Source organism: Streptomyces brevispora, from assembly GCF_007829885.1.
Taxonomy (GTDB): Bacteria; Actinomycetota; Actinomycetes; order Streptomycetales; family Streptomycetaceae; genus Streptomyces; species Streptomyces brevispora.
Map to the genome: position 1 here is coordinate 3,265,778 of NZ_VIWW01000001.1, position 11,602 is coordinate 3,277,379.

General features: G+C 69.2%; 9 protein-coding genes and 4 tRNA genes. 5 read left to right on the plus strand and 8 right to left on the minus strand.

Features of this window, described 5'->3' with window-relative positions; all coding sequences use genetic code 11:
• Nucleotides 1–20: 20 nt before the first annotated feature.
• Nucleotides 21–278: a DUF3073 domain-containing protein gene (locus FHX80_RS15115; protein ID WP_145764667.1), complete on the minus strand. Its 258-nt coding sequence runs from the start codon at nt 276–278 to the stop codon at nt 21–23.
• A gap of 314 nt (nt 279–592) precedes the next feature.
• Nucleotides 593–1,693, minus strand: coding sequence for a Leu/Phe/Val dehydrogenase (locus tag FHX80_RS15120; RefSeq protein ID WP_145764668.1), 1,101 nt, complete (start codon nt 1,691–1,693; stop codon nt 593–595).
• A 182-nt stretch (nt 1,694–1,875) separates the two neighbouring features.
• Here FHX80_RS15120 and FHX80_RS15125 point away from each other — a divergent pair, with 182 nt between their 5' ends.
• Together FHX80_RS15125 and bldC are read left to right on the plus strand one after the other, a co-directional pair.
• Complete coding sequence (locus FHX80_RS15125) at nt 1,876–2,721, plus strand: DUF8083 family protein (RefSeq protein ID WP_145764669.1); 846 nt, start codon at nt 1,876–1,878, stop codon at nt 2,719–2,721.
• A gap of 511 nt (nt 2,722–3,232) precedes the next feature.
• Nucleotides 3,233–3,439, plus strand: a complete 207-nt coding sequence (bldC, locus tag FHX80_RS15130) for a developmental transcriptional regulator BldC (protein WP_003949541.1) — start codon at nt 3,233–3,235, stop codon at nt 3,437–3,439.
• Between the two features lie 507 nt (nt 3,440–3,946).
• On the opposite strand, the gene FHX80_RS35710 is transcribed toward bldC, so the two are convergent.
• From FHX80_RS35710 to hrpA, 3 genes are all read right to left on the minus strand, one after another.
• Complete coding sequence (locus FHX80_RS35710; RefSeq protein WP_145764670.1) at nt 3,947–4,360, minus strand: DUF6274 family protein; 414 nt, start codon at nt 4,358–4,360, stop codon at nt 3,947–3,949.
• Between the two features lie 140 nt (nt 4,361–4,500).
• Nucleotides 4,501–4,575: transfer RNA gene (locus FHX80_RS15140), tRNA-Asp, on the minus strand.
• 114 nt (nt 4,576–4,689) lie between these two features.
• Complete coding sequence (gene hrpA, locus FHX80_RS15145; protein ID WP_145764671.1) at nt 4,690–8,625, minus strand: ATP-dependent RNA helicase HrpA; 3,936 nt, start codon at nt 8,623–8,625, stop codon at nt 4,690–4,692.
• A gap of 198 nt (nt 8,626–8,823) precedes the next feature.
• On the opposite strand from hrpA, the gene FHX80_RS15150 reads away from it, so the two are divergent.
• The 3 genes from FHX80_RS15150 (at nt 8,824) to FHX80_RS15160 (ending at nt 11,196) form a co-directional block, all read left to right on the plus strand.
• On the plus strand, nt 8,824–9,234 hold the full coding sequence (locus tag FHX80_RS15150) for a hypothetical protein (RefSeq protein WP_145764672.1): 411 nt from the start codon (nt 8,824–8,826) through the stop codon (nt 9,232–9,234).
• A gap of 115 nt (nt 9,235–9,349) precedes the next feature.
• Nucleotides 9,350–10,243, plus strand: coding sequence for a DsbA family protein (locus FHX80_RS15155; protein ID WP_145767311.1), 894 nt, complete (start codon nt 9,350–9,352; stop codon nt 10,241–10,243).
• Entirely contained in the window at nt 10,240–11,196 is a 957-nt protein-coding gene (locus FHX80_RS15160) for a cytochrome c biogenesis CcdA family protein (protein WP_244318275.1), read from the plus strand. The genes FHX80_RS15155 and FHX80_RS15160 overlap by 4 nt, the downstream gene beginning before the upstream one ends.
• 38 nt (nt 11,197–11,234) lie before the next feature.
• Here FHX80_RS15160 and FHX80_RS15165 read toward each other — a convergent pair.
• From FHX80_RS15165 to FHX80_RS15175, 3 genes are all read right to left on the minus strand, one after another.
• Nucleotides 11,235–11,311, minus strand: a tRNA-Phe gene (locus tag FHX80_RS15165).
• A gap of 22 nt (nt 11,312–11,333) precedes the next feature.
• Nucleotides 11,334–11,408: transfer RNA gene (locus FHX80_RS15170), tRNA-Asp, on the minus strand.
• A 46-nt stretch (nt 11,409–11,454) separates the two neighbouring features.
• Nucleotides 11,455–11,527, minus strand: a tRNA-Glu gene (locus tag FHX80_RS15175).
• Between the last annotated feature and the right edge of the window lie 75 nt (nt 11,528–11,602).

Consider the following 11,602-nt stretch of genomic DNA (forward strand, 5'->3'; position numbering starts at 1 on the left):
GGTTCTGAATCAGCGCGAGGTCAAGCGCCGCGGCGCTGTGACGACGGACCGGACTGGCCGTCCTCGTCCTCGTCATCGTCGTCGTTGTACAGATCCGCGTACTGTGCGTACGGGTCATCTTCCTCGTCGTCGTCCTCGAACGGCTCTGCGTTCGGTGGTTGACTCGAAGGTGATGCGCCCAGCTCATTGGCCAGACGCGACAGGTCAGTCCCGCCGCTGCTGTACTTCAGCTGGCGGGCGACCTTTGTCTGCTTGGCCTTTGCCCGGCCGCGCCCCATGGCTCGACCCCCTCGGTGACGGGGCTCGACGGCCCCAGAGTCTTGACACGCGTTCATGTTTCAGGACGGACTCTCGGCAGAGAGACCGTGCCTGTAGAGCTTTAACGGTACCTGCTTCCGCGGCCATACGGTACGCCGCCCGCATCACACGCCCCGGAAGAGGACCCGCGAGAAGCCCCGTCCTCGCTGGTCAACCGCGATTTTAACCTCTTCTGGGCATGCGACCCGCCGACCGGGGTGAGGCATGTCTCCCCGGCCGGTGGGTACAGCTGGCCCTGTGCAGGGAATGACGCCCCGTAGGGCCTCCTGCGCGGTCAGCGACGGAGGGCGTCGGCCATCCGCTGCTCGGCGATCCGGTCGGCCGCGGCAGCCGGCGGAATTCCATCGCTCTTCGCACGTGCGAATATGGCCAGCGTCGTGTCGAAGATCTTCGTCGCCTTGGCCCGGCACCGGTCGAAGTCGAAGCCGTGGAGCTCGTCGGCGACCTGGATGACACCGCCGGCGTTCACCACGTAGTCGGGCGCGTAGAGGATCGAGCGGTCCGCCAGGTCCTTCTCGACGCCCGGGTGCGCGAGCTGGTTGTTGGCCGCGCCGCACACCACCGAGGCGGTGAGCACCGCGACGGTGTCGTCGTTCAGCGCGCCGCCGAGCGCGCACGGGGCGTAGATGTCCAGACCCTCGGTGCGGATCAGCGCATCGGTGTCCGCAGCCACGGCGACCTCGGGGTGCTTCTCGGTGATCCGGCGCACGGACTCGTCCCGTACATCGGTGATCACGACCTGGGCGCCGTCCGACAGCAGGTGCTCGACCAGGTGGTGGCCGACCTTGCCGACTCCGGCGACCCCCACTTTTCGGCCACGCAGCGTCGGGTCCCCCCAGAGGTGCTGGGCCGAGGCCCGCATGCCCTGGAAGACGCCGAACGCGGTGAGCACCGAGGAGTCGCCGGCGCCGCCGTTCTCGGGGGAGCGGCCGGTGGTCCAGCGGCACTCGCGGGCCACGACGTCCATGTCGGCGACGTGCGTGCCGACGTCGCAGGCCGTCACGTAGCGGCCGCCGAGCGAGGCCACGGCCCGGCCGTAGGCCAGCAGCAGCTCGGTCCTGCGGGCGCCCTCGAACGCCTCCGGGTCACCGATGATGACGGCCTTGCCGCCACCGTGGTCGAGACCGGCCAGGGCGTTCTTGTACGACATGCCGCGCGCGAGGTTCAGCGCGTCCGCGACGGCCGCCTGCTCGGAGGCGTACGGATAGAAACGGGTACCGCCCAGGGCCGGACCCAGGGCGGTGGAATGGATGGCGATGACGGCCTTGAGGCCGCTGGCACGGTCCTGACAGAGCACGACTTGTTCGTGGCCACCCTGGTCCGAGTGGAACAAGGTGTGCAGTGCGTCGACAGGCTCGCCGGTCACATCGGTCACTGTGGTGACTCCCAATTACGAAGCGGCGGAAAGACTCTCCTGAAGGTGGGGAGAGCCTCGGACCGACCGGTACGGACGGTCCGTGGGCATGAGCTTAAGGCCGACCGTGCCGCAGGACCGGAGATCCGATCCGGTGCCGTGGATGGCCCACGACCGGAGTACGGGCGTGACACGATCGCTGCATGTCGGTGGTGTCTTCGGTGCTCGTCCCATACGCGTCCTACCTCCGGGTCTACGAGCCACTGGCGGCCTTCCCGGAGGCCGAGCGCGCCCACTGGGCCCGTTATGCGGGCCGTGCCGCCGTCCCCACGGCCCAGGACGAACTGCGCCGCTCGCTGGCCGCTCTGGCGGCGACCCCGCCGGTCGGCGTCCCGGTGCACGAGAGCGCCGACGCGTTCGTCGCCGAGGTGGACGGCGTGGTGTGCGTCTGCCCGTGGCGGACCCGGCTGCGCGGCTGGCTGGCGCTGGACGGGCTGGCGGACATGTTCCCCGGGCCGGTGCTCGACGCGGTGCTGCCGCCGGTGGTGCGCGGGCAGGCCCTCGCGGACCACGAGCGCTGGTCGGAACGCAATCCGGACGCCCGGCCCTGGATCAGGACGGCGGTGTGGCAGGTCCCGGTGCGCTGGTTCGTCCTCGTCTCGGACGAGGAGCGCGAGCACCGGGAGGCGGGCGAGGGCGGTGAGCCGGCCGTGCTGCGGTACCGGACGCCGATGGTCCAGGCCCGCCGCCGACTGGCGCGGGCGCTGAAGACGCTGCGCGAGACGGTGGACGAGGGGCCGCTCACCGAGGGCCTGGTGGACGTCGGCCGCTGGCTGGAGGAGTTCCATCCGCGCGCGCTGGTCGAGCTGGACTACGGCGGGCTGGTGCACGCCCTGCCGGCGAGCCATCTCGCGGGGGACCGGAGCGCCGCCGATGTGGCCGAGGGCATCTCCGCGCTGCGGGCCGGTGACACCGAGGGGGCGAGTGAGGCGTACGCCCGTCTCTCGGAGCGCTGGAGGTCCGTAAGAGATCGTCAGTTCGCGAACTGACAAGCGATGAACCTGCGTCCTGTGTGACACGTGAGGGTGAAGAGGCGGAGCGTACACCTGTTGCGGCAGGACCTACGTCCCGAACCGGGCCTTTGCCTCAACCGTGATGGATAGCACTTACGGGGCTCTTGCGTCCTTACCTACTCCTCGTGCCAAAATAGGACAAGGAGTTCGGGGAGGGATCTATTCGTCCAAGTATGGGCGGAGTGCTCGGCATTGCGTCCTATGGGGGGTCTGACGACTCCTGATCAGTCTGTGACTGATCGTCACGGTGGTGTGACTGTCCGCTATGGCATGGTCCATCGGCTTCCGTCGCTGATGAACACCTGGGAGGGCAATTCCATCGGTTTGGCCGACGTGGCTGGACGGATGGTGTAGTTGTAGTGCCGAGGACAAGCCGTTCGTCCTATAACCGACTCGGCCCGCGTCCGCCATTTCGGGCAACGCGGGTCAAGGTGCAGAATTTAGAGGAAAGAACCGAGAATGTTCGGTTCTCCCGAGGAGGCCGCTCATGACCGCTCGCACCCCTGATGCCGAGCCGCTGCTGACCCCGGCTGAGGTTGCCACGATGTTCCGCGTGGACCCGAAGACGGTTACCCGTTGGGCCAAGGCCGGCAAGCTCACGTCCATCCGCACGCTCGGTGGACATCGCCGGTACCGCGAGGCAGAGGTCCGCGCACTGCTTGCGGGTATTCCGCAGCAGCGCAGCGAGGCCTGACAAACCCCTGTCGGCGCAGCACAACTGGGCTTTTGGGTTCCCCAACCCGCTTGGCCCACCTATAGCTCCATATGACGGGCGCCCGCCCCAACGGGCGCCGTACCTGTGTCATACAGGTCACGTCGTCAGATCGCGCTGGACTCCGCCGGGTCCAGCGCGATCTTTTTTGTGCGCGCGCGGCCGGCCGTGCTCCGGCCCGTGGCCCGCGGCCTGTTCGGGTCGCTGGAAACCGGACGCCCGGTTGGCTCCCGATGGCTCTCGTGCGGGCTTGATCGGGTCTGTGCGGGACTGTGCACCCTCGTCCCGGGAAGGTCGGGCCGGGGCGGTTCGGGGGCTCCTGGGCGGCTCCCGTCCGAGTGGTGCAATTGCACATATTAAATTCGCCAGTTGTAGGAAGGGAGTAAAGTCACCCCTTCTCAAAACTGGTTCGGTGACTCCCGTCACATGGCAGGGCTCTTGCCAAGTACGAGCCTGCCACTGCATAGGGGTGCGATGCCGCGCCATTGGTCACGTGGCGGAGGGACTTTCGTCCTCTGCCCGTCTGCCGTCCCGGACGGCCCCTGGAGCTCCCCGTGGCGGTGTACCGCCGAGCGACGGCGCCTGGGCCCGCACAGGGGCTTCCCAGGGCCCTGTGGGCCCCGTGGGCGGATCGGGCGGACCGGGCGGCTCCTCGGTCGCTCCGGCGGCCGTAGAAGCCGCCACAGGCTCCATGGCGAGCCGCAGCAGCCGGGCACAGACCGCGCAGTGCCGGGTGAGGTGGCGGTAGCCGGTGGCGGCCGCCAGATGGGCACGCAGCAGGGCGCGGATCTCGTGCCGGGGTGTTCTTCGCCCGGCCCGGGGCCGGACAGGTTCCCGAGTGCCGCCCTCGTCGGCCCGGAAAAGTTCGCCGGTCCGGAAACCCTCATCCGTGGATGCCGCCATCCGCGCCACCTCCCGGTGGATGCGCGCTGCCCCGCTCCGAGAAAACAGGGGCAGCCCCTGTTTTCTGAGTACTCGTCGGCGGATGCCGGAGTCAATACGCGCGAAGGCCCGGATCCAGAGGATCCGGGCCTTCGTTACTGCGGTCCTGACGGGATTTGAACCCGCGGCCTCCACCTTGACAGGGTGGCGAGCACTCCAAACTGCTCCACAGGACCAGGTTTTCGCTGCTGCCTTGCGGCTGGCTGCGAAGACAGACTGTACAGGAGGTCAGAGGGTGCGGTCGACCTCGCTGCCGGTGGCCGACCGGTCACCCGGCCACCGGCGGGCCGTTACGGCGCGGCGGCGTCGATCGCCTTCACGATCCGCTTGTCGGAGACGGGGAACGCCGTGCCCAGCGCGTGCGCGAAATAACTGACCCGAAGCTCCTCGATCATCCAGCGGATGTCCAGGACCTCCTGCGGAACGGGCCGGCCCTGCGGCAGCTGTTCGAGCAGCCAGGCGTACTCGTCCTGCATCTCGTGGACCTTCTCCATGCGCGAGGTGTCGCGCTGGACGTTCGTCGGCATCTGCTGGAGCCGGCGGTCCTCTGCGACCAGGTAGCGCATCAGGTCGGGCAGCCTGCGCAGCCCGGTCGCGGTGACGAACCCGGGCGGGACGAGGCGGGCGAGGTGCTCCCGTACATCGGTGACGTTGTTGATCAGGACCAGGCTGTTGGTGGCCTTCAGCCGGCGCTCGCACGCCTGCCAGGCCGCCAGGATCTGCTGTACCTGGCCGATCGTGCGGACGGTGAGGTCCACGAGATCGGCGCGCACCTTGTCGTACAGCTTCCGGAACGACGCCTCGTCCCAGGCCGGGCCGCCGTGTGCGGCGATCAGGCGGTCGGCGGCGGCGGTCGCGCAGTCGTCGAAGAGCGCCTGGATGGAGCCGTGCGGGTTGCGGGACAGGGCCAGCTTCTGCTGGTTCGTCAGCTTGTCCGAGGCGAACTTCGCCGGGTTCACCGGAATGTTCAGCAGGATCAGCTTCCGGGTGCCGCGCCACATCGCCTGCTGCTGCTCGGCCTCGGTGTCGAAGAGCCGTACGGCCACCGTCTCGCCCTGGTCGACGAGGGCCGGATAGGCCTTCACCGGCTGACCGGCCCTCCGCGCCTCGAAGATCCGGTCCAGGGCGCCGATCGTCCAGTCCGTGAGGCCCGAACGCTCGATGGACCCGCCCGTGGGACCCGCGGTCTCCGCGGCGGCCTTGGAGAGGGCCTGCCGGGCCTTGGGGCGCAGCTGGATCTTCAGCGCCTCCAGGTCCTTGTCCTCGGCGACCTTGCGGCGCCGCTCGTCGACGATCCGGAAGGTGATCTTCAGGTGGTCCGGGACGCGGCTCAGGTCGAAGTCGTCCGCCGTGACCGGGACGCCGACCATCCGCTGGAGCTCGCGGGCGAGGGTGACGGGCAGCGGCTCCTGCAGGGGTACGGCCCGGTCCAGGAACTTGTCCGCGTAGTTCGGGGCGGGGACGTAGTGCCGGCGGATCGGCTTGGGGAGCGAGCGGATCAGTTCGGTGACCACTTCCTCGCGCAGGCCCGGGATCTGCCAGTCGAAGCCCTCCGACGTGACCTGGTTGAGCACCTGGAGCGGAATGTGGACGGTCACGCCGTCGGCGTCCGCGCCGGGCTCGAACTGGTACGTCACGCGGAACTTGAGCTTCCCCTGCCGCCAGGAGTCCGGGTAGTCGTCCTTGGTGACGCTCCCGGCCTTCTCGTTGATGAGCATCGAGCGCTCGAAGTCCAGCGCGTCCGGCTCGTCCCGGCGCTTCTGCTTCCACCAGGAGTCGAAGTGCGCGCCCGAGACGACGTGCTCCGGGATCCGCTGGTCGTAGAAGTCGAAGAGCGTCTCGTCGTCCACGAGGATGTCGCGGCGCCGGGCACGGTGCTCCAGCTCCTCGACCTCGCCCAGGAGTTTGCGGTTGTCATGGAAGAACTGGTGGTGCGTGCGCCAGTCGCCCTCGACCAGGGCGTTGCGGATGAAGAGGTCCCGCGAGGTCTCCTGGTCGATTCGGCCGAAATTAATCTTGCGCTGGGCCACGATCGGTACGCCGTACAGCGTGACCCGCTCGTAGGCCATCACCGCCGCCTGGTCCTTCTCCCAGTGCGGCTCGCTGTACGTGCGCTTCAGCAGATGCTGGGCCAGCGGCTCGATCCACTCCGGCTCGACCCGGGCGTTGACCCGTGCCCACAGCCGGGACGTCTCCACCAGCTCGGCCGACATCACGAACCGCGGCTGCTTCTTGAAGAGAGCCGACCCCGGGAAGATCGCGAACTTGGCGCTGCGGGCACCCAGGTACTCGTTCTTCTCGGTGTCCTTCAGCCCGATGTGCGACAGCAGGCCGGCCAGCAGCGAGGTGTGCACCGACTGCTCCGGCGCGTCGTCCTCGTTGAGCTCGATGCCCATCTGCTTGGCGACCGTACGCAGCTGTGCGTAGATGTCCTGCCATTCGCGGATGCGCAGATAGTTCAGGTACTCCTGCTTGCACATCCGGCGGAAGCTGGAGGAGCCGCGCTCCTTCTGCTGCTCGCGGATGTAGCGCCACAGATTCAGGAACGCCAGGAAGTCGGAGGTCTCGTCCTTGAACCGGGCGTGCTGCTGATCGGCCTGTGTCTGCTTCTCGGACGGGCGCTCGCGCGGGTCCTGGATGGAGAGCGCGGAGGCGATGACCATGACTTCGCGGACACAGCCGTTGCGGTCGGCCTCGATGACCATCCGGGCCAGTCGCGGGTCCACCGGCAGCTGGGAGAGCCGGCGGCCGAGCGGGGTGAGCCGCTGCCCCTTCTTCCCCTCCCGGGGGGACTTCTCCTCCGGCTCCAGCGCGCCCAGCTCCTGGAGGAGCTGCACACCGTCGCGGATGTTGCGGTGGTCCGGCGGATCGATGAAGGGGAACCTCTCGATGTCGCCCAGACCTGCCGCGGTCATCTGGAGGATGACGGAGGCCAGGTTCGTCCGCAGGATCTCCGGGTCGGTGAACTCCGGACGGGTCAGGAAGTCGTCCTCGGAGTACAGCCGGATGCAGATGCCGTCCGACGTACGGCCGCAGCGGCCCTTGCGCTGGTTGGCACTGGCCTGCGAGATGCGCTCGATCGGCAGCCGCTGGACCTTGGTGCGGTGGCTGTAGCGGGAGATCCGGGCGTTGCCCGGGTCGATCACGTACTTGATGCCGGGGACGGTCAGCGAGGTCTCGGCGACGTTGGTCGCCAGAACGATCCTGCGTCCCGTGTGGCGCTGGAACACCCGGTGCTGCTCGGCGTGCGACAGACGTGCGTAGAGGGGGAGCACCTCGGTGTGTCTGAGGTTGCGTTTGCCCAGCGCGTCCGCGGTGTCGCGGATCTCCCGCTCGCCGGAGAGGAAGACCAGGACATCGCCGGGCCCCTCCGACTGGAGTTCGTCGACGGCGTCGCAGATCGCGGTGACCTGGTCGCGGTCGGAGTCGTCGCTGTCCTCTTCGAGCAGCGGGCGGTACCGCACCTCCACGGGATACGTACGCCCGCTGACCTCGACGACCGGGGCTTCGCCGAAGTGGCGCGCGAAACGCTGCGGGTCGATGGTCGCCGAGGTGATGACGACCTTCAGATCCGGGCGCTTGGGCAGCAGCCGGGCCAGGTAGCCGAGCAGGAAGTCGATGTTCAGCGACCGCTCGTGGGCCTCGTCGATGATGATCGTGTCGTACGCGAGCAGCTCACGGTCCGTCTGGATCTCGGCGAGCAGGATGCCGTCCGTCATGAGCTTGACGAAGGTCGCGTCCTGGTTCACCTGGTCGGTGAAGCGGACCTTCCAGCCCACCGCCTCGCCCAGCGGCGTCTTCAGCTCCTCGGCGATCCGCTCGGCCACCGTGCGGGCCGCGATCCGGCGCGGCTGGGTGTGCCCGATCATGCCGCGGACGCCACGCCCCAGCTCCATGCAGATCTTGGGGATCTGGGTGGTCTTGCCGGAGCCGGTCTCACCGGCGACGATCACGACCTGGTGGTCGCGTATCGCCTCCAGGATCTCGTCCTTCTTCTGGCTGACCGGAAGCTGTTCGGGGTACGAGAGGGCAGGCAGCCGCCCGGCCCGCAGAGCGAGCCGCCCGGCTGCCTTCGTGGCCTGGGCGGCGATCTCGTCCAGCACGCCTTGCTGGGCCTCGGGCTGACGAATGCGGCGCGCGCCTTCGAGGCGGCGGCCGAGCCGGTGGGCGTCGCGCAGCGAGAGCTGCCCGAGCTGGGACTGGAGATCGGCGAAGGAAGTAGACATACGGGTTCCAGGATCTCACCCGGGCCAGAGGAACCGCGAACGTATTTAGCGCGGGCTCGGTCACGGAGTCGGCACGGTGGGGGAACGGAGCCGGCACGGTGGGGTCGGCGCGATCACAGCACGTACCATTCCGGACAGTTGAACCCCATGAACGCTCATGAACTCCGTCCGTGGAACAGCCCAGGAAGGCCTCTCCCCGTGTCCCGTTCGCAGTGGTGCTGCCTGGTGGCGGCGCTCGCGGTCGTCCTGGGGCTGTTCTGCGGACAGTCGGCGGCGGTCCGGACGGCGGTCACGGCGGCGGTTCCGGTGACGGACGCGGTGTCGGTCCCGGTGGCAGCTCCGGTGTCGGACGCGGCGACGGTCGTGGCCGCCGCCGCGGGCAGCGGGGACGGGGTTCCGGGCTGCGGCAGGGGCGGGAAGCGGGACGGCAGCGAGCCCGCCGTTCCCGGCCGGGCCCGTGCGGCCCAGGACCAGGCGCCGGGCCTCGCCGAATGGGGCCTGCCCGTCGCCACCGGGCCGGGACCGGTCCGGCCGCCCGCACCGACCGCGTTGCACGGGCCCGACGCGTCCGCGCCCACCCCGGTGGAACTCTCCGTACTGAGGGTGTAGACGGCCCCCACCTCCACGGCCGTCCCCTCATCTCTCCCGTATCGCCAGCACGGAGTTCCGCATGCCCACGTCCAAGCCCAAGCCCAAGCCCACGTCCACGTCCACGTCAAAGCCCATGTCCAAGCCGTCCCCGAAGTCCAGCAGGTCCGGCAAGCCGAACAAGCCCGGCAAGTCCAGGAAGCCGTTCGTCTACGGCGCCGGGGTCGTCCTGGCCGCCGCCCTGCTCGGTTACGTCTCCTACCGGGCCACCGCCCCCGAATCCCCGGGCTCCGCCTCCTCCGCGGTCGCCGACGTCACCGCGGACCCCGATGGCGGCGTCTACCCGGAGCTGGCGAAGCTGGCCCGGCGCGATGCCGACGACAAGCTGGCACAAGGCCGGGTGGACGCGCCCGTCGTCCTCATCGAGTACGCCGACTTCAAGTGCGGCTACTGCGCGAAGTTCGCCCGCGACACCGAACCCGCCCTGGTGAAGAAGTACGTCGACAACGGCACCCTGCGCATCGAGTGGCGCAACTTCCCGATCTTCGGCGCCGACTCCGAGGCCGCGGCGCGCGCCGCCTGGGCCGCCGGGCAGCAGGGCCGCTTCTGGCAGTTCCACCGCGCCGCGTACGCCGAAGGGGTCAAGGAGAAGGGGTTCGGCAACGACCGGCTGAAGGTGCTCGCCCAGCAGGCCGGGGTGGCCGACCTCGACCGCTTCGAGGCCGACACGGCCGGCCCGGCGGCCGCGGCCGCGGTGAGCAAGGACCAGGAGCAGGGGTACGGAATCGGCGCGACCTCCACCCCGTCGTTCCTGATCAACGGCCGTCCGATCGCCGGGGCGCAGTCGGAGCAGACCTTCACCCGGGCCATCGAGCAGGCGGCGGAGCAGGCGAAGAAGTCCGGCAACGCGGGCGAGGAAGCCGAGGGCACCAAGGGCACAAAGGGATCCGAGGGCGCCAAGGGCACCAAGGGCGCCAAACCTTCCGAGGGCTCCGACGGCTCCGAGGGCTCCACGGGTTCCGCGAAGTGACGGCGGGCATCGGTTACTTCGCCGCGTTTCTCGGCGGGCTGCTGGCCCTGCTCAGCCCGTGCAGCGCCCTGCTTCTCCCCGCCTTCTTCGCGTACTCCATCAACTCCACCTCACGGCTGCTCGCCCGGACCGGGATCTTCTACGCGGGCCTGGCCACCACCCTCGTCCCGCTGGGCGCGGCGGGTTCGTACGCCGGACGGCTCTTCTACAGCCACCGCGACGCCCTCGTCCTCGGCGCGGGCTGGCTGATCATCGGGCTAGGCGTCGCCCAGATCATCGGTCTCGGCTTCGCCTCGCGGCGGATCGCCGCCCTCAGCGGCCGGATCCGCCCCACGACCGCCGTATCGGTCTACGCGCTCGGAGCCGTCTACGGACTGGCCGGCTTCTGCGCGGGACCGATCCTCGGGAGCGTGCTCACCGTGGCGGCCGTCAGCGGCAGCCCGGCGTACGGCGGACTGCTGCTCGCCGTCTACGCCCTGGGCATGGCGGTGCCGCTCTTCCTGCTCGCGCTGCTCTGGGAACGGTTCGACCTGGGCCGCCGGGCGTGGCTGCGCGGGCGCGTCGTGCGGCTCGGCCGCTTCGAACTGCACACCACGTCGCTGCTGTCGGGGCTCTTCTTCATCGGGCTCGGCGCCATGTTCCTGGCGTACGACGGGACGACCGCGCTGCCCGGACTGCTGGACGTGGACCAGTCGTTCGCCGTGGAGCAGTGGGCCCAGGGCGTCGGCGAGCATGTGCCGGATGGGGCGATGCTGGGCGCGGTGGTGGTCGTGGTGCTGCTGATGCTCGCGGTACGGGCCGGGCGCCGCCGCCGCGCGGACGCCATCGACGCGGCAGGCACAGCAGGCACGACAGACACAGCACGCACGACGGACAGCGCAGACACCACAGGCACCACAGACATCACACCCACCGAGGACGAGCTGAACACCGTTCACCGGGGGGACGCCTGACACGGCGAAGGCCCCGTCCATCGGACGGGGCCTTCGGGTGGTGGCTGGGGCCGGGATCGAACCGGCGACCTATCGCTTTTCAGGCGATCGCTCGTACCAACTGAGCTACCCAGCCACGCAGCTCATACGGGCTGCAGCGGTCCTGACGGGATTTGAACCCGCGGCCTCCACCTTGACAGGGTGGCGAGCACTCCAAGCTGCTCCACAGGACCAAGCAATGTGCGAGACGAGTCAAGAGTCTCGCACACGTTTAAAGCGTGCCCCCAACGGGATTCGAACCCGTGCTACCGCCTTGAAAGGGCGGCGTCCTGGGCCACTAGACGATGAGGGCTAAGGGCCCACCTGCGCGCTTTCCAGCGCGTCGGGGACGTGAGAAGCATATGGGATGGCGGCGGCTATCGCCAAA